Genomic DNA, 21,216 nt, shown 5'->3' on the forward strand with positions numbered 1-21,216 from the left:
TACTCCGTGACTCGAACAACCCGATTGCCAAACAAATCATCGCTAATCGTTAAAGTCAAATAGTGTCTGTTTCACATTCGATCGATGTTTGCTCTCCATGCGTGGCGGCAAAGGCAAATCGTTGAGTTCGCTGTAGCCGGCTTCACTCGCCGCCACTTGAAGCGCCGCATAAAATCGCCGCGTAAGCTCCGGAGCATACGCATCATCGGGCGTATGGATAAAAACGTAAGGCCGCAAGCCTTGCTGCAACCACGCGACTATCCGCGCGATCCAAGGTGCCCAATGCGACAAGATACGATCCATGTCTTCGGCATCGACCAGATCGCTGCCAATCAAACGAGCCATCGGACGGCTCGCCGTGACCGATTCACAAAGCGGCGAATTAGGCTTGCGAGTTTGCGAGACCTTCTCGGTCTCGGTCCGCGGAATCAAGCGATGGATATAGCTGGCGTCAAAGATGACTCGGTCAATCGCTAGCTCTCGCATCAAGCTTTCCGCCTGATGCTGGTACGAACTATCATTGAACCAATCGTGATGACGAAACTCGACAGCCCACTGCATTTCCCGTGGCAACATTCGCAGGAACGCTTCCAATGCATGCCAGTGCTGGCCCGAGAACTGCGGGCCAAGCTGTAAGAAAGTTGGCCCCAAACGCCGCGCTTCATGCAACGGGTTCAGAAATTTTATGAACTCTTCCCACGGCCGCTCAATGTCGCGCAATTGCAAATCATGGCTGATCAAGCGCGGGACCTTAAAGCAAAAATGAAAATCAGACCTCGATTGCTCGGCCCACTTCAATGCCATCTTTACCGATGGTATCGAATAAAACGTGGAGTTGCCTTCCACGGTACCGAAGCAGGCGGTGTAAAGTTCCAGCGATCGCTTCTGGTCACTGGACCTTGGGTAGACGCTACCGACCCACCCTGCAGACCTCCAGACAGGACAACCAATGCGCATCGGGTGCTGATTCCACTTTGGTATGTTAGCTGGCATAGGCAAAAGATTCCGAGGATTCCAATTGTCGAACACGATATGTGATGTTCGGTCTGAAATATTTCAATCCGACTAAAGAAAGTAGTTGCCCGAATGGAAGTCGCAACCTATGAATTAGAGCAACAAAGTTCAGGATGGTATTCGCCCTTATACTGCTAGTGTACTCGATACGATTGGCATAAGCGGAACATTCAGAACATACGCCTCTCGTCCGATTATAGGGAACTGGTTTTCGTATGACACTTCTCCACCAGACAATGTCCATCAAAGCCTTGGGCGCACTGATCGGTGTTTCAGCACTGAGCAATGTAGCCTCTGCAGGCCCGTTGGTCGATTGGCTGCTGAACTATCGCTACGGCAATCAGCAACCCACGGTTACGGCAAACTACCCAGTCATCGCAAATTATCCCGTTGGTGCGAGCTATCCCATGGGCGCGAGCGTCAATCCGTACGCCGTCGCGCCCTATTCACCCACTCAAAATGCCACCGTGCTGCCAACTTATGGCACTGGTTTACCAGGCACGAACGTCACGAGTGGATATCTTCCGATTCCACAAACAACCTTAGGTGTTTTACCTACCGGATCTTACCAAACGACTTTGAACAATGTCCCTACGACGTACTACCGACCAGTCACGTCGTTGGATCCAGTAACAGGTACTACCGTTACATCGTTGCAACCTTGTACGTCGTATCAACAGCAAGTTTTGCGCACGCCGCTGCTGTCACCTACCAATTACTATGCTGCATATGGTGGCTACGGAGCTGGTATGCAACAGGACCGTTTTGGCACGGTGACTGGTTCTGGAATTGCCGCGGCATCAGCAAACCAATCATCGCTGTCGATTCCATCATCGATGAATCTTAAGCCATTGTCGCCCGTCAACCAAATTCCGGTCAACGGTACGTTGGTAAATCCATCCGTCTACAGCAGCCAAACATCGATGTACACTCCGTCACCGGCAGTGCCTAGCGTTGGCAATAACGCAAGCTACACATTATCTGATGGGACTATTGTGACGCCGTTGGGTTCGTCGGGAACGTTGACTCCGTATCCTGCAAGCACGCTGGGTAGCCCAAGTGGCACTTCGATGACCAACATGATGCCAATGACGCAACCGAGTGCTACGGCTCCGCAGGCCTATTCAACGCCGCAAGTCTACACAGCACCGCCAACATACCCGACACAGCCAAGCTACCCCGCTCAGCCAGATTATTCGCAGCAGCCACAATGGCCTAATGCGACAGCGCCAAGCTCAAGCTGGAATCCGAACGATTCGGTTCTGCCTGGCAACCCAGCACTGCAATCTAGCCCGCAAGGCTATTCCGCTGATCCGCAAAATACTTATTCGCCTTCGAACGAGAACAGCGTTCTGCCACATTTCCAAGGTTTTTCGACATCGCCTGCTCCACTAGCAGATCCTGCTTCCGTGTTACCACCGACGTTGCCACCGTTATCGATGAATCGAAGTTCGCCAGCGGAGCCAACACAACTGGTCAAGCAGGACTTAGGACGTTTGGTTCCTATTGATCGACCAGCGGCAGCATCTCAATTCAGCCGCACTCCAGTTCCAGAGCCAACGACACCGCCGGGCTTTGTGAGCGATCGAGATGCTGGCCGATTCAATGACGTCTCGACCAGCAGCGATAGCAGCCCCGTCCAACCGCCTGCATTGCTTTCACCGCGTGTTCAATCCAGCGAAGAGTACCAAGGTATTCGACCACCTGCTGGTTACGAACCGAAACCGTACTGGCGATCAGAGCAACAGTCTGCGTCCCCCAATGCTTTGTTTGATCAACAGGAAAAGACCGCTTCACGTGATTTGGACGTAGTACGAACGACCGATTTACGCACCGCTTCGTCCGTCCAAACTGCAGCGCATCTTGAGTTAGTCGCTCAACAACGCATGATCGAACAACCATCGGTTGGCCAGCCTAGTGGCACGAATGTTTCTAATGAAGCGCCACGACCAAGCTTGCAGCGACGTGCGGTCACAGGACAACGTTTAACCCATCCAGTGTCGACCTCTGACGGTTTTGAACCGGTGAAGTAGCGCGAGGCTGTTAAACCTCAAAGCCGCAGATCAGGTGGTTTTCTATTCTAAGAGGAAGACGCCGGCTGAAGCCGGTACTACGAACAGTACGTACGCTACATCGCGGACTGATAGATCTTCAGGACTTGCGTTGGATCATATAAGATCGGATTGTGCTGCAGTGTCCACTGAGGCATCGCATCTTGAACTAATTTGTCTAACGACGCTTCTTGAATCCCCAAGTCAGTCAGTTTCGACTTTAAGCCCGCTTGGCTGATCCGCTGGGAAAACCAGTCAGCTAAGTACCGCGCCGCATCAGCCGTAGAATCACCTGCGTAACCGACCAAGCGAGCCAGCACGCGGTACATCGTGGCTATTTCCGGCTGACTTGCATTCGCAACGATGACATGAGGCATCATCATCCCAACCGCTTGACCATGTGCAATGTCAAAGTTCGCTGTCAGAGGATTAGCCAGCGCATGAGCCGCTCCCAACATCGAACATTCTATGGCCATGCCAGCAAAGTACGCTCCCAACTGCATCTGCATGCGCAATTCGATATCCAAGGGAGCGTCAATGACTTGAGGAAAGCTGGTTGACAATTGCTCCCAAGCTTCGCGAGCAAATGCGACCGATATTGGGCTACGCGATTTGGTCACATAGGCTTCCAGTGCGTGCGTCAGTGCGTCGATGCCTGTCAACGCCGTCAGGCTTGCAGGCTGCGTTACGGTAAGCTCGGGGTCAAGGATCGCGACGGCTGGCAACGCGCGTTTGTCACCGCAAGCCATCTTCACATGCGTTTGAGCGTCGCTGATGAGCGCAAAGGATTGAGCTTCGCTGCCAGTACCAGCCGTGGTCGGTACGGCAATCATTGGCAACATGGCAGAAGTCGCTTTGCCAACACCCCAATAATCTTGCATGCGACCACCGCAACTGTACAGGAAGTTTAATCCCTTGGCACAGTCCATCGAAGAACCGCCTCCCAAGCCAACAATCAAGTCGGGTTGGAACTCGCGCGCCAAGCTCGTTGCCGCTTGAACATCCGCAGTGGTCGGATTGGGATGCAGGTCGTGAAACGCAGTCGCAGCCAATCCGGCTCGCTGGATGGAATCTAATCCCTTGCCAAAGTGCCCCGCTTGCACCACACCTTGATCGCTCACAATCAAGACACGCTGGGCACTCAGTTCTTTGGCCAAAGCCCCCAATCGCTCGATAGCATTCGCACCGCAGACAAGGCGCGTACGGTGTTGGAATTCGAAGCTTTTCATGGGCCGACTATGGCTGAGGCGGGGGGGGGGGGCGTGGGTGGCTCGATTCAATCGAATCGTTTAGATGGCCAACAAAAGTCGGCTCGGGGCCTCTAAGTACCCAATGACATCGTTAAGGAACCTGGCCGCGGTACCGCCATCGACCAAGCGATGGTCATAAGCCAGCGACAAAGGCATCATCAGTCGCGGAACGATCTTGTCATTGTCCATGACCACTGGCATCTTGCGCGAGCGACCCACCAGCAAAATCGCAACTTCAGGCACGTTCACAATCGGCGTGGAGTACGTACCACCGATTGCACCTAAGTTACTGATGGTGAACGTTCCGCCGCGCAGGTCACTGACCGCGAAATCATTATTGCGTACGCGTTGAGCGATATCGCCAAGGCCGGCGGCGATATCTGGAATCGAGAGCTTATCGGCATTCTTTAGTGTAGGCACCACGAGACCGCGCGGTGTATCGACGGCAATCCCCAGATTGACGTAATCCTTATAAATGATCTGCTCGTTCTCGCTATCGATCACGGCGTTCAGAGCGCTATGATGACGCAAAGCGGTCGCCACAGCCTTGATCAAAAACGGCATCGTCGTCAGCTTGATCCCTTGGGCCGCATAGTCATCCCTGCTGCTTTGTCGGAAGACTTCCAAATCCGTAATGTCGGCGTCATCGAAGTTTACGACGCGTGGCACAGTGGACCACGACTTGTGCATTTGAGCGGCAATCGTCTTTCGAATCTTCGACATCTTTTCGACGCGAATCGGACCGTAGTCATCTTCGGCCTTTGTTCCGGGCAAGTCTTCGGCGGACTTTGCCGAATCCGTCTTTGCACTTGCAGGTGCCTTGCTGGAAGTGGCTGGCGATGCAACCGCGCTCGCAGCAGGAGCATCGGACGGCTGAGTGTTCTGTTGGCCTAAACGCTTAACGACCGCAAGCACATCTTCTCGCGTGATGCGGCCGAACTCGCCGGTCCCGGTGACCTTTGCCAAGTCCACGCCGACTTCGCGGGCGAAACGACGAATCGCCGGTCCCGCGGCAATCGAATCGGAAGCTTCGTCTTGAGCCGCAGCGTCGGGCTGAGCGGCGGGGGCAGAAGCTGGTGCTGGTGCCGGGGCTTTGGCCGGGGCCGCTTGAGTTTGGGCTTGAGCCGGAGCTTGTGGTCCAGGCGCGGGTTGTGCTGGCGGAGCTGGAGTCGGAGCGGCGGCAGGGGCTGTCGTTTGAGCCACCGGTTCGGGCGGCGCTGCGGGGGCTGGAGCAGGCTTGAGTGGCTCTGCAGGTGCTGGGGCTGGAGCGGCTGGGGCTGGAGCCGGCGCACTGCTTTCAGCACCTTCAAAGATTGCGAACACTTGGCCTACCTTTAAAGTGTCACCTTCTTTAACCTGCAGTTTGACCAGTTTGCCAGCCGACGGACTGGGCACAGTCACAGTTGCTTTGTCGGTCTCAAGCTCCATCAGGCCCTGGTCTTTCGAAATCATATCACCTTCGCTGACAAAGATTTCAAGGACATCGGCGGATTCAATTCCGTCACCCAAGGACGGTAATTTAACTTCGGTAGGCATGGATTAGATTCGTTCTTCTCTTAGTAGTTAATTCTTCGCTTGTGCTTGAACGGCTCAAGCCATACGGGCCGAGCCGATAAATATTTCGTGTGCGTTAAAGATTAAGCATACAATGGGTTGATCTTGTCAGCATCGTAGTTCAAATCGCGGATAGCGGCCGTTAGCTCCTCGGTCCGCATGACACCTTGTGCAATCAATCGATAGATCGTTGCGATCACGACTGATTCGGCATCGACTTCGAAATGGCGTCTCAGTTCCACTCGAGTTTCGCTGCGTCCCATACCGTCGGTTCCGAGTACAAAGAAATCGCCAGGGATGTAGCGAATCAACTGTTCGGGAACCGCTCGCACATAATCGCTGGCCGCGATGAAAGGCCCTTCGACGCCGGTCAGCACTTCTTCGATATAACTGCGTTTGGGCGTTTGATCAGGGTGCAGCATGTTCCAGCGTTCGCACGATTGAGCGTCGCGGCGGAGTTGGTTGTAGCTAGTCACGCTCCAAACGTCCGATGCGATACCGTACTTCTCGGACAAGATCTGCTGTGCCTTAAGTACGCTGTTGAGGATCGCGCCGCTGCCAAACAGTTGCACGCGAGCACGAGCGTTATCGACATCTTGTGAACGGAAACGATAGATCCCTTTGACGATGCCATCTTCTACGCCTTCGGGCATACTAGGCATCTCGTAGTTCTCATTCTCGACCGTGATGTAATAGATCGCTGTTTCGCCTTCCTTGTACAGCTTCTGCAAGCCGTGCATCACGATGACCGTGGTCTCATAGGCAAACGCCGGGTCGTACGCTCGTACGTACGGGAAAGCGATCGCGTTAAGGATGCTATGGCCGTCTTGATGTTGCAAGCCTTCGCCGTTCAGCGTCGTTCGGCCAGCGGTACCGCCGATCAAGAAGCCCTTGGCTCGCATATCCATCGCAGCCCATATTAAGTCACCAATGCGTTGGAATCCGAACATCGAATAGTAGATGTAAAACGGAATCATATTCACGCCGTGGCAAGAATACGCGGTTCCGGCGGCATTGAAGCTGGCCATCGAACCCGCTTCGGTAATTCCTTCTTCCAAGATTTGGCCGTCGCGAGCTTCCTTGTAGTACGAAAGTTGGTCACTATCGACTGGTTCGTATAATTGGCCCGCGTGAGCATAGATCCCTACCTCGCGGAACATTGTCTCCATACCAAACGTACGCGACTCGTCAGGCACGATGGGCACAATATGCTTGCCAATTAGCTTGTCTTTGCACAGACGGCTGAGCAATCGCACGAAGCCCATGGTCGTACTCATCTCTTTGCCTTCAAAAGATCGTTTGTAGTCTTCCACTGTTGGCACATCGATCGTCGGATGCTTGGTCGGTCGGCTGGGCACCGAGCCACCTAGCGCTGCACGTCGCTCCATCGTATAGCGGACTTCGTTGCTGGTCTCTGGTGGCTTGTAGAATGGCGCGTGGCCGACTTCTTCATCGCTGATTGGAATGCCAAATCGCGAGCGGAACTCCAGCAGTTCCTTCTCGTTCATCTTCTTCTGATTATGAGCGATCATACGGCCTTCGCCCGCTTCGCCCAATCCGTAGCCCTTGATGGTCTTGGCGAGAATCACAGTGGGTCGATCAGTCGATTCGACGGCCGCTTTGTAAGCAGCAAAGACCTTCTCAGGATCGTGGCCGCCGCGCTTCATCTTCTCCAGTCGTTCATCGCTGTAGTTTTCGACCAGCTTGAGCAGCTCAGGATACTTGCCAAAGAAATGTTGGCGGATGTAAGCTCCACCCATACCCGTATATTTCTGATACTGGCCGTCGACGACTTCCGTCATGCGTTTGATCAACAGACCCGATTCATCTTTTTCGATCAACGCATCCCAATCGCTGCCCCAGACGACCTTGATCACGTTCCAGCCAGCGCCGCGGAAGATCGCTTCGAGTTCTTGAATGATCTTGCCGTTCCCGCGGACCGGTCCGTCCAGGCGCTGCAGATTGCAGTTGATTACAAAGATCAAATTGTTCAGCTTCTCACGTGAAGCCAGCGTGATCGCGCCTAACGTTTCTGGTTCGTCGCATTCGCCGTCACCCAAGAACGCCCACACCTTTTGTCCCGTGGTGTCTTTGATCCCGCGATCGTTGAGGTACTCGTTGAATCGAGCTTGATAGATCGCCATGATAGGTGCAAGTCCCATCGACACGGTGGGATATTCCCAGAAGTGCGGCATCAGCCAAGGATGCGGATAGCTGCTCAGCCCGCCACCGTCGGCTAGCTCGCGACGGAAGTTCTCTAGATTCTGTTCGTTGATGCGGCCTTCCAAGAAAGCACGCGCGTACATTCCTGGCGAGGCGTGGCCTTGGAAGTAGATGGAATCCCCGGAGTATCCGCTTTCGCCACGACCTTTGAAGAAGTGGTTAAAGCCCACTTCGTACAGCGTCGCGCTACTGGCGAAAGTGCTGATATGCCCGCCGACATCACCGCCACGCTTATTGCCACGCACAACCATCGCCATGGCGTTCCAGCGGATGATGCTCTTGATGCGACGCTCGATTTCGCGATTGCCGGGATACGCAGGTTGCTTGTTGGGCGGGATCGTGTTGATATAAGCCGTATTGGTTTCGATCGGCAAGTCCACGCCTTCACGACGAGCGCGGTCTTGCAGCGCGTTGATCAGTTGGATCGCTCGTTTGGGCCCCTTGCTCTTCAGTACATAATCCAAGGAGCCTAGCCATTCGGCGGTTTCTGCAGGATCGGTATCGACAGGCGTATCGAGCTGTCCAGCAGCGGCTAAGACTTCTGGAGCGACTTCGCCAAGCGTTTTTGCATCAGCCATGCGTTCTTGATACTTTCATTGATGGATCGTTAATTCTTTGTTGCACCGTATATCAATCCGTTGAGCCGCAGGGAAGGGCGTCTTGTAATATTTACCCTTTCTCCCCCAGTGCCCCTCGATTTTGGCCAAAAACGGCTAATTGGGCAAGCCGCACTGGAGTATGCTGACGAACTTCACGGTTAGCATTTTGCATCTTTACTCAGCATGTACGAGGAAATCTACGAGGAAATCTATGTCAAATGGTAGCGTTTTTCCCTTAGAAGTTAGTGTTCATGAGGTCCGGCAGTTGATGGAATCCGACGATTCGGACCTGTTTTTGCTGGATTGCCGCGAGCCAGACGAGTTCGAGGCAGCCGCCATTGCCGGCGCGGTTTTGATTCCCATGAGTGCATGGGACACATTTGATCAGCGAAAAAAAGAACTGGACGGGAAACGCGTAGTGGTCCATTGCCACCACGGAATGCGGTCGCTGCGGGTCGCCAACTGGTTGCGAGCCAACGGATTTCCGGACGCGCAAAGCATGGCTGGCGGCATCGACGCTTGGAGCCTGGAAGTCGATCCCAGCGTGGCGAGGTACTGAGTTTGCGCCGTTGGCGCGCCTAAGTCATCGCTAACGCTACATGACGAAGTTGCGCCATCGACTGACAAAGACACCAGCGCGGACCGCCGCTGTCATCTGTGGAGTTCGCATTTAGCTCGCTGGCAAAGCGTCCGCCTATGACAAATTTCGTCTGGTGCTGCTTGGCCACGTCGGCCAGCTTGATCATTTCCGACAATTGGCTGTTGCTGCGCAGTGGTTCAGCGATACTGAGCCAAACAAGATTTGGCGACTCGTCGACGACCGCGTCAGCCAAAACATCCAGCGGCGTATTTGGGCCAAGATTGATGTCGTTAAATCCAGCTTCATACAGCACCAGCGATGCTAGCAAGGTTGGCATCAAGTACATATCTCCGCTGATCGCTCCCCCGATTGCTTTAGGCGCGCCTTCGTCCGGTTCGGGAATTGAAAGTCTTAATTGATTGAGTGCTCGGCAGCAGAGAATGGTTGCGCGGTGTTCGATGAAGATCGCACGCTTGTCATGAGGCCAACGGGCACCGATCTTGTACATCGCCGACGCGATCGGGCCGTCGCAAATATCTGCAACGTTCATTCCAGAAGCATACAGCCACTGCATCAAGCTAATCACCGCCGAGGCATGGCCTTCCTCCAAGACTTGCAACATTCGAGAACCAGCCGTTTCGGCGTCGATCGCTTGGGGGGGGACTTCGAGTCCCAGCAACTCTGGCTTTAGAACCTGGGCCTGATGATCGCGAATATAGCGCACGGCGGCCGACACCGGTATGCGACGATGCCCGCCGCGCGTGCGATGAATTTCAAGCTCGCCAGCATCCGCCAACCGGCGAACCGAAGAATCGCTCACTCCGAGCGCTTTGGCAAATTCAGACGTTGATAAGGTCCGAACCATACACGCCTTTCTTGACAGTTTTGGAAGTTTCAAAAACTTCTTCAAAGCTAGCCTACTTATTGAACGCGTCAATCGGCATTTCCGCAAAGCTGCTAGGCGCGAGCAGCAGAATTAACGGATTGGCTTGGGATTTTGCGGCATTACGTGTGTGACGGCAAGCTCCAGCGAGAGAGAACTTGGCGGAAAAATAGCGTTGCAGGTGGCCCACCAAGCGGCGGGAAGGCACTTCAGAGCATTGAAACTTTCAAAACCTCCATGTGAAATCGCGATAGAAATCTATAAGGGGGGTTTTTCTCCCTTGACAGCACTGTACAGTGAGGTCAGTGGCAGTTTTGGTAGTTTTTACGCAGCGTTTGCGTCGAACGCTGCCACAGCCCATCGGGGCCGTTAGATATCTCCGAAGGGGGTGTCCCTCTCTCTAGAAGTTGGAGCTTTGCCAATGTTAGAGTCTATGTCGTTATTGGCGGTAGGCATGCCCGATCTGTCGGTGCTGCAGTACTCCGTCGTGGACAACATCTTTTCAATGACGGTCGCCACCATGGGTGCGGCCGCAATTTTTCTGTTTTTGTCGCGGTCGAGCGTGGATGAAGCGTATCGGCCAGCGCTTATGGTAAGCGGATTGGTGGTTACTATCGCGTGTTACCACTATTTTATGATCCGCCACTCGTGGCAGGATGCGTATGCGCTCAGTGAAGGTGGCTACAAGGGCACCGGGGCGGCGTTCAACGATTTTTATCGCTACGCTGACTGGATCCTGACAGTGCCGCTGCTGATGGTGGAACTGGTCGCAGTACTGCGTTTGGAAGCTGGCAAGGCGCGTTCGCTTTTGACTCGCTTGGTGATCGCCGCGGCGCTGATGATCGCGTTGGGTTATCCCGGTGAAGTCATCTCCAATCCAGAAGGCTGGACCGCGCGCGTGATTTGGGGCGCACTGTCGTCAGTGCCCTTCTTCTACATTCTGTTCATCTTGTGGACGGAATTGACCAAGTCGCTCGAAACGCAGCCCGCCGCGGCTCGCAAGCTGATTGAGATCGCACGTCTGGTGCTGCTGATCACATGGGCGGTCTATCCGATCGCTTACGCGCTCGGCGGCACCGTCACCGCTCTGGAAGCGAAAGCCGGCGGAGCAGTTGATGCCAGCGGTATTGTCTGGCTGCAAGTCGGCTATGCGATTGCAGACATGACTGCCAAAGCGGGCTTTGGTCTGCTGATTTACTTCATCGCTCGAGCCAAGAGCAAGGGGGTCGAGAACAGCGCCGTAGGCGTTTCGACCACTTCGCCTGCGATCGCGTGATGAGTCTGTGTGATGTATGCCCATCATCGCACCTCTCCCGGCTCGGCGGGAGAGGTCGACGCCTAAGCGGCCGGAGATGAATTTGGGAAACAGCACACACAGTCGCAATGCAATCAGCAGCCGGTCAGCGGCTTCATTTACTGAGCCCTTAGTTGTACCTCTTGAAAATTTGATCATGCATTCCCCAGTTTACATAGGAATCTGCTTGGCCTCCCTAGGCAGCATCTTGCTCTTCGGGACCCCCGAATGGTCAAGCATGGTGCTCGGCGCGGCGTTAGCGATTGCGATTCTGGGAGTGCCTCATGGCGGACTGGACCATTGGACCGGCCGTCGCCTGTTGGGAAATCGCTTCCCTCGCCGTTGGTGGGCCGTGTTCTTCCCTGTTTATCTTTTGGCTGGATTCTTATTTGCCTTGGGCTGGTTCATTGCGCCTTCGGTAACGGTGGTATCTTTCTTTCTGATTTCAGCTTGGCACTTCGGTCGTGAAGAACAGATTTGGAACCCTAGCAGCAATTCCGAATCTCGTCTTCAGCAAGCTTTGCAGCACATCCACGCAGTGGCCTTAGGCGGGTTAGTGATTTGGATTCCGGCTTGCGTACACTCCGCTGAGATGCAGTCGCTGCTCAAGCTAATCATCCCATCGACTCATGCGATGGATCATGCAGGTAATATCGTTTTTGTAACGCAGGCGCTCGCGTTGTGCTTCTTGCCTATGGCGTCAGTGCTCGTTGGCTCACGAATACTTGTTTCACCAGTGGATGTCAGGAGTTGGGTACCAGTAGCAACCGCTATGGTTGCATTGAGCCTTCCAATACTGATGTCGTTTCCTATCTACTTTTGCGCATGGCACTCGTGGCAGGGACTGCAGCGGTTACGTCGCGAAGAGTCGCTGTCGGCCGTTCAATTCATTCGTTGTGTGGCACCTTTGTCAATTGTGGCGATCCTAGGTGTGGTCGCAACAGGTTGGTGGTTGCACGGATTGTCCACTCAATCATGGACCAGTGGACAAGCTTCCGCATCGCTGCAAACCTTGTTTATCGGTCTTTCCGCAATCGCAGTTCCGCATCTTCTCCTGCATGGATTCGGAACCCGTCGTGACATCGGGCACCACGATGCGAGTTGGGGCCCACAAGATGGACGCTTCGAGATTCGCAATGCAAATATCCTGATGGTCGATAACGGTACGTTCAAGTCCACTTCCGCACATGAGGTATGCGTATGAAAGGCACTCCCCATACACTCGATTACATCCTTGTCGGCGGTGGCTTGCAGAGCGGGCTGATGGCGATGGCGATTCGACACCATCAGCCTCAGGCAAGCATTGCCATCATCGAACGAGATTCACAACTTGCTGGCAATCACACGTGGTCGCTCCACGCAACGGATGTGCCCCAGTCTTGCGCCCCTTGGGTCATGCCTCTAGTGGAATCGCGATGGCCAAGTTATGAGATTCTGGTGGGTGGTCGGCAACGCACCGTCAATCTTGAATACCTTTCCATTTCATCAACACACTTCGCATCGATCGTCAAACAAACACTTGCGGGCAGTGGGTGCGAAATTTTAACCGATGCACTCGCGATGGAACTGACCAATGAACATGTAACTTTGGCGGATGGACATAAATTGGCAGCAAAGGTCGTGATCGACAATCGCGGGCCAATCCGAATGGACCTTCAAAGCTACTCAGGCGGCTTTCAGAAGTTTTGGGGCTTCGAGGTTGAACTAGAACGAGATTGGCCATTCGCAAATCCGATCGTGATGGATGATCGCATCGATCAGAGCGACGGGTTTCGATTCATATACACTTTGCCGTTTACTTCGCAGCGTGTGCTGGTAGAAGATACGCGGTTCTCGAATTCGCCAGCGATCAACCGGGAGGAGTGCTTAGACAATGTGCGAGCCTACCTCGCTAAACTTGGGTGCAAGCATTGGCAAATTGTCCGCGAAGAAAACGGCGTGTTGCCGATGCCGACCGCGGGTTCCTTTCCTGGCGATGGGCTTCCTAAGCTTGCAGGCGGCTATCGCGGCGGTTGGTTCCATGCGGCAACCGGATATTCATTCCCAATGGCAATCGCAGTCGCCGACATCGTGGCGCGAACGAAGCCGATGGAATTGGCGGAAGCTTTGCAGCGCTTGAGCATCGAGCATGCGGGTCGTGCTGTGTTTGCAAGGTTTCTTAATCGCTTGCTGTTCGATTTGGTTAAGCCGCAGACACGCTACCAGATCTTCCGCCGATTTTACCGAGTCTTGAACGAGCCACGCATAGCGAGGTTCTATGGTCACCGCTTCACTCGCTTCGATGCATTTCGCATCGTCGTTGGCATCCCGCCAAGCGGGCTTCGACCGCTGAACTTCCTGCGCTCAATGGTAGGTTCTTATTCTCAACAACAAGCTGCGTATCGCGCTGCATCTGTCATCATCAACGGGGTGTCAACATGAGTCCGTTTGTTAACCATTTGCTTGGTCAATCGCTGCATGCACCTGCAGAGAACTTTAAGCGCCGACAAGGAAAACGAATACGCGGATCGATGGTGCAAATCTGCTTTGAAATGGCAGGCGGATCGGGAGATGTTTCCCAAGAGATCGCCGAATCGATCGAGTGCCTCCACGCCGGTTCGTTGGTGATCGATGACGTCCAAGACGAATCGCTGTGCCGACGCGGCGAACCAACGTTGCATCAAGTGATTGGTGTGCCGCTGGCGATTAACGCCGGCAACTGGATGTACTTTCGCGCCCTCGAATTGCTCACAACGTCGTCACTGCCGCAGCATCAACGTGCAAAGTTAGTCGAAGCGATGGTGACCGCGGGCCGTCGTTGTCACGAAGGCCAAGCACTCGACTTGCATGCCCGCGTCGATCAACTGGCCGCTGTGCACTGGCACGATACCGCGCAAGCGATCAGCACGCTCAAGACCGGTGTGCTGGTCGAGTTGGCGGTCACCATGGGATGCATCGCCGCGAATGCCTCCACTGTTTTGCATTCGGCGATGGCTGGCTTCGGTTGCCAGATCGGAGTCGCACTTCAGATGCGAAACGATTTGGATGAGCTGAACAGCATCGCAAATGGCAAGAGCGACAACGGTTGCGTGCGTGACGACGACTTGCGTCATGCGCGAGTCACTTGGCCGTGGACGTGGGCGTTTGAGTTAGCGGGTGATTCGCGTTGCCGCTTGCTCACTCGTCGATTGGATACTTCAAACCTTGATCGCCAACTGGTCGCCTGTGAACTGCTTTCGATCGCACAAGTCCATGGAGACCAAGTGATTGCGGATCTCATTCGCGATCAAGTCCGATTGCTCGGTGAACACATCATCGACGGCCACTTCCTCCAGCGGATGCGAGAGTGTTTGCAACCGATCGAGCAGCCACGCAAGCGCGCTGGTGGCCAGGCTATTGCCGCCAAGCATTGAGCCGAATCGCCTAAAGGCTAGACACCAGCGCCGCCAAACACCAACCAGAAAGCCAAACATGCAAACCACCATCGAATCCAATCTCGACACCATCCAGCGTTCAACCCGTCACGCCCCATGCGGCAAAGCGGCCGTGATCGGCAGCGGTTTCGGCGGGCTCGCCGCTGCCATCCGATTGCAAGCGATGGGCTTCGAAACGGTCTGCTACGAAGGACGTGATCGCGCCGGCGGACGAGCGTACGTCTACCACGATGCGGGCTACACGTTTGACGCCGGGCCAACCGTCATCACCGCGCCGCATTGCCTTGAAGAACTGTTTGAACTCGCCGGCGAATCGATGTCGGATCATGTCGATTTGATCCCCGTCGATCCGATGTACCGACTTCAATGGACCGACGGCAGCAGCTTTGACTACAGCAGCGATGAGACGAAGCTGCTTGAGCAAATTCGCAAGCTGTCGCCGGGAGATCTGGAGGGTTACCACCGTTTCGCGAACTACACGCGAAAGGTTTTTGAGAAGGGTTACGTGGAACTGGGGGCAACACCGTTTCTCAACTTCCGTGACATGATTCGCTGCGCGCCCGATCTGATGAAGCTTCGCGCCGATCGCAGCGTCTACTCCGCCGTTTCGCGATTTGTCAAAGACGAACGTTTGCGGCAAGCGTTCAGCTTTCATCCGCTGCTGGTTGGCGGTAACCCGATGGAGACCAGTTCGATTTACACGCTGATCCACTGGATCGAGCGACAATGGGGCGTGTTCTTTCCGCGAGGTGGCACCGGCGCACTGGTCCAGTCGCTTGTGTCGCTGTTCGAGCGTCTCGGCGGCGAACTGAGGTTGAGTACTCCGGTCGATCAAATTGTTGTGAAAAGTGCCAGCGGAGGTGCGGTCACGCATGAGGTGCATGACCAACACGGCCATCGGGAATCGTTCGACTTGGTCGTATCCAACGCCGACATCCATCACACCTACGCAAGCCTTTATCGTCAACACGATGGCGGCAAGGTCATGCGGCGCAAGCTGGAAAGGATGGATTGGTCGATGTCATTGTTCGTGATGTACTTCGGCACATCGCGGCGCTATGAGAACTTGGCGCATCACACGATCCTGTTTGGCCAAAGGTATCAGGGGCTGTTGCGAGACATCTTTCACGGTGACTCGTTGCCCGAAGATTTCAGCTTGTACCTACACGCACCAACGGTGTCCGATCCGTCGCTGGCACCTCCCGGTGGCGAAGCGTTTTATGTGCTGAGCCCCGTGCCGCACTTGGGACGTGCAAAGGTCGATTGGGATGTGGTGGCACAGCGCTATGGCGATGCGATTTTGGAGTCGCTTGAGAAGCATTTGCCAGGCTTGCGGCAATCGATCGTGACGCGACGCCACTTCACGCCGCTGGACTTTCAAAGCGAGTTGAACGCCTATCGCGGTTCCGCGTTTTCGGTTGCACCGAAGTTGACTCAGAGTGCTTACTTCCGACCTCACAACAAGTCCGAACGAATCCCGGGCTTGTACATCGTTGGCGGAGGCACTCATCCCGGCGCCGGCGTACCGGGTGTCGTGAACACGGCGAAAGCGACCGCGGGGATCATCGCCAAAGATTACGCAGGTGTCATCGGAGCCCACGCATCATGAACACCCCCGCCAAGCATTGCGAAGTCGCGACCGACGCAGGAACAAGTGCTTGCGCCCGAGCCGTGATCAAGCGTCACAGCCGATCGTTCTCAATCGCTTCGCGGTTGTTGCCCTCGCGCGCTCGAGCCAATGTCTACGCATTCTATGCTTGGTGCCGGACGGTTGACGATGCGGTCGATGAAGCGACGAGCCGCGGAGATGCCCAGCGGGTACTGAAAGTTCTCGAGGACGATCTGGACCGAATGCGACGAGGTGAGCCAGAGATTCATGCGGCGTCGGCTTGGATCGAGCCGTTGGTCGCGGAGCGTCTAATCGAGGTAATGCATGCCAAAGAGTTGATTGCCGGCATGCGGATGGACTTGCATTCATTTCGCGTCAACAACGACCGAGACTTGCAGCGCTATTGTTATCACGCCGCAGGAACCGTCGGCCTGATGATGACGCGGTTGATGGGCGTTCAAAACCCAGTCGCGGATCGACACGCGATCGCACTTGGCGTGGCGATGCAGATGACCAATATCGCTCGCGATGTTCTCGAGGATGCCGGTCGAGGACGCAGTTACCTGCCGGGCATTGCCGATCCCCTTGCGACTGACCCGAAGGCCGTGAAAGCTGCCGTCGCCGATGTATTGGCCAAAGCCGAGCGGCAATACGAGATTGCGTCGGCGGGGCTGAAGTATTTGCCAAGGGATTGTCGTTTGGCCATTTGCGTGGCTCTTTCGTTGTACCGCGAAATTGGTCGTCAGATTGCTCGCGATAATTATCAAGTGCTCGACGGACGCACGGTCGTCCCTAGATCACGACTGATAGGCGTGTTGATGATCGCCATGTTGACCACCTTGGGGGCAACTCTAACAAATTGCGTCTCTTTTGTTCTGTTTTCGATTTCAAATTCACTCAAGGATTTCCAAATGAACACCCCCTTTTCAACTCAAAAAAATGAGCAGTCGGTCGAACAAGTCAGTACCGTTGCCCAGGCCTGGCATGCCGTTTATCTGGGCCTTTCCCTAACATCGATCATGGCTGCAGCGCTCTTTGTGATCGTTTTCATCAATCCAAAAGATGCCTCTTATTCCTATCTACCACTGCTTTACGCTGCAGGATCGCTTGCCTTCGGATTGCTTTTTAATCGTTTAGCAGTTCGCGCGGAGTCGATGTTCACTCAACTGCGCTGATGCCATGCGATAAATGCGCGTTAGCGTATGCCCCTGGGCTAGATCGCAGGAGGGATCAATCGTAAGCTATTGGGGGTGAATAATCTGTCTAACGCCGCGAGTTCTTTGACGGCATGTTCAGTAACTACGGAAGCTTCTTGCATAAAGAACCAATGGCAACACGAATGTCCCCTTTGTTTGCCGAGCTTTGGATAAGGACGCTGCGGAAAGCAGATCTTCAGGCTTTGATAACAGAACTTCAGCTAGGTGAAGCGACCGCGGTACAGAATGCGGTCGAATTTACTTGCCTCGAGAGCTTTGGCATGTGGCATAACCGAGCACGCGCGAAGATCTGTCGTTACTTCAAGAACCACCCGCCAACGCAACCAGATCAAACGCGATTAGTCGCCGCCATTAACCTTCGATTGCTAGAAGGTCGCTTTACAGAACAGTTTAAGGACCAACTCGCGATGGCGATCCGATTCGACTCCCAAAGTGTTGCCTCGACAGCCCGCAGACCCTTACTGTCGGAAAGGGACTTCGTGAGACGCTACGCACGGTGGGTCTTTGATCGGGTATGATCTCTGAAAAGGCATTCGGCAGTTTGCTAAAGCAGTAGAGAGTACTATGAAGGATTGGTGGCAAAAAAAACGAGATCCGCTGAAAGCGTTCTTTGCAGAGGTGTGTTTGCAGGGTTGGGGGTTGGGTTTGGCCCTGCCTGTTATTTTGTGTGGAATAGGGTTCCGTTTTCTGGCTACTGCCCATGCGTACGTTCCGGATACTGGAAAGCGATACTTCCAACCGCGGCCATTTTGGATGGAGTATTATGGCTGGGAAGCGAGATTTTTGGGGCTAACTTTGCTCTTTGTAGGCTTGACGGTCCACGCAGTCTATTTTTGGGGGCTTCATCCTCGATTAGTGGATTGGAGCGGACTGCTGATCATTCCGTTCGGAATACTTTCCGCTTGCTTCTTGATCGCATTTTTGTACAGCCACTTCAACTGGTGACATGATTCTGTTTCACTTTGACTCGCTAGCGATCAAGCGTGCTGAATTGCAGGCGCGTACGACTCCCGTTGCTGGCTAGAAAACTATAGATTTGGATATCGAACGCTTATGAAGCTTGATGTGGCGGAGCTGATCGACAGTGGTCGTATAACGACCTACCAATCGCTTTTGATTGCAGGCACGGCACTTGCGATTATCTTCGATGGGTTTGACAATCAACTGCTTGGGACAGCAGTTCCTGCACTCATGGAGGATTGGGAGCTGCCGCGAAGCGCATTTTCAACACCGCTGGCCATGAGCCCTTTTGGCATGTTGCTGGGAGGTGCTTTCGGAGGATGGCTTGGCGACCGTTATGGTAGGCGTACCTCGCTCTTGTTCAGCATCCTGGCCTTTGCGATACCAACGGCTGCGATCTATTTTGCAAGTGGCGTTGGCTCCTTAAGTCTGTTTCGCTTTTTGGCAGGTGTCGGGCTGGGGGGGGCGATGCCAAATGCGACTGCTCTCGCTTCAGAGTATGTTCCGAGATCCCGGCGTCCTTTTGCAGTAACGCTGATTATTGTTTGTATTCCAGTAGGGGCGATGCTGGCCGCATTTCTGTCCGCTCAGATTATTCCGTTGTTTGGCTGGCGAGTATTCTTTCTTGGCGGCGGCTTAGTTCCAATCGTTTGTGGCGTAATCATGTTTTTCGTCATGCCCGAATCGCCAAGCTTCCTGGCGCGACGCCCAGCTCGCTGGCCGGAGCTGGCAGGTATCCTGCAACGCCTTGGCCATCCCGTCGCAACGGATGCCCAGTTCGTTGATACCTCGAACAGGAGCTTTGCCAAGCCACAAGATTCGATCGCTCGTTTGTTTACATCGGAGTTCCGACGCGACACCGTGGCACTCTGTGTTTCGTTTTTCTTTTGCTTGTTAGTAGTCTATCTTGCCCTGCAGCTTCTGGTCACTGCGCTCAAGGATAGTGGGTTCAGCACACCCCAGGCAAGCAACGTCCTGGGTTGGTGGAATATCGGAGGCATCGGCGGCGCGATCCTTGGCGCGATGGTTATCCAGCGTCTAGGGTCTAGGGTCACAACGCTTGGACTTAGCGGACTGGCCGTCGCGGTTGCTTTCGTTGTTGCCAGCTTGCCAATCGGCCCTGACAGCCGATTCACTCTGATCTTGATTTGCGTGGCCTTGGGCGGTGCAGTCAATGCCGTACAAGTCGCTCTGTATGCACTGGCCGCTCACGCTTATCCAACAGAAATCCGTGGTCGAGGAATTGGCACCGTGCTAACTGTAGGTCGATTGGGCAATGTATTGGCTTCTTATGTTGGGATTGCCGTGTTAGATTTTGGTGGAACGACCGCGTACTTTACTACCTTAGGTCTTGGTATGGCAGTCGTGTTTGTATCGCTGTCAGTTGTGCGAAACCATATCCAACGCAGTTGAGCACAGCCGCCATAATTGGATGTGTATTACTTCGCGTTCGTAATCTGTCGGAACGTTAAATTGATACGTTCTCCGACCGGCAGTTTCGTTTTTGGGACTTCGTGCTGCCAGAATTGCTGCATCGTACCAGCCATAATGATCAGCGTGCCATGGCCAGCGAGATAGGTCTGCGTTTCGCGCGTTACATTGTGTCGGATACGAAACTTTCGCGTGGCCCCAAGGGAAAGTGATCCGATGATGTGACCCATTTCTGGTTCGTCGTCTGCATGCCAGCCCATGCTATCGGAACCTGAACGATAGCGGTTCAGGAGGCAGTAATTGTAAACGCCTTGGACCGCTTCGATTCGGCGCTTGATATCAACTAACGTGTCGGTCCAGGGCAACGCAATGTTATTGACCCCAGAGTACCGATACGAGATGCCTGCGTCGCCATACGACGCAATGAGCCGCGGTTGCATATGGCCGAAGATGCCTGGCTTTTGCTCCCATTCGCATTCATCGCGCAGGGTTACGAAATACTGATCCGCGATGTCTGCAGCCAGAAAATCTGGTTGGTAGATCAGGGTACCTCCGTCTTGTAGTTTAATTGTATTCATGCGATGCAGAGAGAATGGCTCACAGGATTCAAGCAGATTCTTAGTTAGAACATGGGGAAATGCAAGTACAACGACTAACCCAATAACTCATCGCGAAGGAGTTGATCATAAAAAATCATACTTGCTGCGAATCCTTTCGACATGTGTCATAACCTGAACCTTCACGAAGTTAGCTAACCCGAACTATTATGATTTAGATTATTTGCTCTCCTTGTCAACCGAGTTGCTGGCATTTGGATTTTCGCTAAGCAAAACCAACTGCCAGCAACTCGTGCGCGGACTCTCTGGGTCCTGCTTTTGACCTACTGGCCCGCGTTCACACAACTAATGGCGCTGCGTTTGGAAAGCGAAGCTGGGCCTTGTGCCCAGTCTTCGCAATAGGATTGGTGCGCTAAGAGCAAACGCCTCACACTTCCCGCCCCTTTTCCGGTTGGCCGCTGAGCGGCCAACCGGAAAAGGGGCGGGGGTTGGCACGTGGCTTAGCACACCAATCCTGTTGCGACGCGTTGGGGCAAGCCCAACGGTCGCTCAGAGCTCGCGATCTCCGAACGTTGTGCCTT

General features: G+C 54.2%; 17 protein-coding genes. 11 read left to right on the plus strand and 6 right to left on the minus strand.

The window, feature by feature from the left end; translation table 11 throughout:
* Nucleotides 1–42: 42 nt before the first annotated feature.
* Nucleotides 43–993 carry a DUF72 domain-containing protein gene (locus SH302x_RS10035; protein WP_479368591.1) on the minus strand — a complete coding sequence of 317 codons (951 nt, stop codon included), beginning with the start codon at nt 991–993 and terminating at the stop codon, nt 43–45.
* Between the two features lie 257 nt (nt 994–1,250).
* On the opposite strand from SH302x_RS10035, the gene SH302x_RS10040 reads away from it, so the two are divergent.
* Nucleotides 1,251–3,047, plus strand: a complete 1,797-nt coding sequence (locus SH302x_RS10040) for a hypothetical protein (protein ID WP_479368592.1) — start codon at nt 1,251–1,253, stop codon at nt 3,045–3,047.
* A gap of 95 nt (nt 3,048–3,142) precedes the next feature.
* Here SH302x_RS10040 and SH302x_RS10045 read toward each other — a convergent pair whose 3' ends face one another.
* From SH302x_RS10045 to aceE, 3 genes are all read right to left on the minus strand, one after another.
* Nucleotides 3,143–4,294 carry an iron-containing alcohol dehydrogenase gene (locus tag SH302x_RS10045; RefSeq protein WP_479368593.1) on the minus strand — a complete coding sequence of 384 codons (1,152 nt, stop codon included), beginning with the start codon at nt 4,292–4,294 and terminating at the stop codon, nt 3,143–3,145.
* Nucleotides 4,295–4,354: 60 nt separating this feature from the next.
* Entirely contained in the window at nt 4,355–5,851 is a 1,497-nt protein-coding gene (locus SH302x_RS10050) for a 2-oxo acid dehydrogenase subunit E2 (RefSeq protein ID WP_479368594.1), read from the minus strand.
* Between the two features lie 101 nt (nt 5,852–5,952).
* Complete coding sequence (gene aceE / locus SH302x_RS10055; RefSeq protein WP_479368595.1) at nt 5,953–8,670, minus strand: pyruvate dehydrogenase (acetyl-transferring), homodimeric type; 2,718 nt, start codon at nt 8,668–8,670, stop codon at nt 5,953–5,955.
* A gap of 232 nt (nt 8,671–8,902) precedes the next feature.
* On the opposite strand from aceE, the gene SH302x_RS10060 reads away from it, so the two are divergent.
* Nucleotides 8,903–9,250 (plus strand): rhodanese-like domain-containing protein, encoded by a 348-nt coding sequence (locus tag SH302x_RS10060; protein ID WP_479368596.1) that lies wholly within the window; start codon nt 8,903–8,905, stop codon nt 9,248–9,250.
* 19 nt (nt 9,251–9,269) lie between these two features.
* Here SH302x_RS10060 and SH302x_RS10065 read toward each other — a convergent pair whose 3' ends face one another.
* Nucleotides 9,270–10,136, minus strand: coding sequence for an excisionase family DNA-binding protein (locus SH302x_RS10065; protein ID WP_479368597.1), 867 nt, complete (start codon nt 10,134–10,136; stop codon nt 9,270–9,272).
* A 472-nt stretch (nt 10,137–10,608) separates the two neighbouring features.
* Here SH302x_RS10065 and SH302x_RS10070 point away from each other — a divergent pair, with 472 nt between their 5' ends.
* The 9 genes from SH302x_RS10070 to SH302x_RS10110 all read left to right on the plus strand — a co-directional run bounded on the left by SH302x_RS10070 (nt 10,609) and on the right by SH302x_RS10110 (nt 20,060).
* Nucleotides 10,609–11,430, plus strand: a complete 822-nt coding sequence (locus tag SH302x_RS10070; protein ID WP_479368598.1) for a bacteriorhodopsin-like — start codon at nt 10,609–10,611, stop codon at nt 11,428–11,430.
* 175 nt (nt 11,431–11,605) lie between these two features.
* Nucleotides 11,606–12,652 carry a Brp/Blh family beta-carotene 15,15'-dioxygenase gene (locus SH302x_RS10075; RefSeq protein WP_479368599.1) on the plus strand — a complete coding sequence of 349 codons (1,047 nt, stop codon included), beginning with the start codon at nt 11,606–11,608 and terminating at the stop codon, nt 12,650–12,652.
* Complete coding sequence (crtY, locus tag SH302x_RS10080; protein WP_479368600.1) at nt 12,649–13,869, plus strand: lycopene beta-cyclase CrtY; 1,221 nt, start codon at nt 12,649–12,651, stop codon at nt 13,867–13,869. The genes SH302x_RS10075 and crtY overlap by 4 nt, the downstream gene beginning before the upstream one ends.
* Nucleotides 13,866–14,840 (plus strand): polyprenyl synthetase family protein, encoded by a 975-nt coding sequence (locus tag SH302x_RS10085; RefSeq protein ID WP_479368601.1) that lies wholly within the window; start codon nt 13,866–13,868, stop codon nt 14,838–14,840. Before crtY ends, SH302x_RS10085 begins: the two co-directional genes overlap by 4 nt.
* Nucleotides 14,841–14,898: 58 nt before the next feature.
* The gene (locus SH302x_RS10090; protein ID WP_479368602.1) at nt 14,899–16,470 is read left to right on the plus strand and encodes a phytoene desaturase; all 1,572 of its coding nucleotides are present in this window, start codon (nt 14,899–14,901) and stop codon (nt 16,468–16,470) included.
* A complete protein-coding gene (locus tag SH302x_RS10095) occupies nt 16,467–17,645 on the plus strand; it encodes a phytoene/squalene synthase family protein (RefSeq protein WP_479368603.1) in 1,179 nt (392 codons plus the stop codon). Before SH302x_RS10090 ends, SH302x_RS10095 begins: the two co-directional genes overlap by 4 nt.
* Before the next feature lie 152 nt (nt 17,646–17,797).
* Nucleotides 17,798–18,205: a hypothetical protein gene (locus SH302x_RS10100; protein ID WP_479368604.1), complete on the plus strand. Its 408-nt coding sequence runs from the start codon at nt 17,798–17,800 to the stop codon at nt 18,203–18,205.
* 46 nt (nt 18,206–18,251) lie between these two features.
* The gene (locus SH302x_RS10105; RefSeq protein WP_479368605.1) at nt 18,252–18,632 is read left to right on the plus strand and encodes a hypothetical protein; all 381 of its coding nucleotides are present in this window, start codon (nt 18,252–18,254) and stop codon (nt 18,630–18,632) included.
* 108 nt (nt 18,633–18,740) lie between these two features.
* Entirely contained in the window at nt 18,741–20,060 is a 1,320-nt protein-coding gene (locus SH302x_RS10110; RefSeq protein WP_479368606.1) for an MFS transporter, read from the plus strand.
* A gap of 26 nt (nt 20,061–20,086) precedes the next feature.
* On the opposite strand, the gene SH302x_RS10115 is transcribed toward SH302x_RS10110, so the two are convergent.
* Nucleotides 20,087–20,656 carry an alpha-ketoglutarate-dependent dioxygenase AlkB family protein gene (locus SH302x_RS10115; protein WP_479368607.1) on the minus strand — a complete coding sequence of 190 codons (570 nt, stop codon included), beginning with the start codon at nt 20,654–20,656 and terminating at the stop codon, nt 20,087–20,089.
* Nucleotides 20,657–21,216 lie beyond the last annotated feature (560 nt).

This window comes from Njordella calcicola (genome assembly GCF_056494125.1).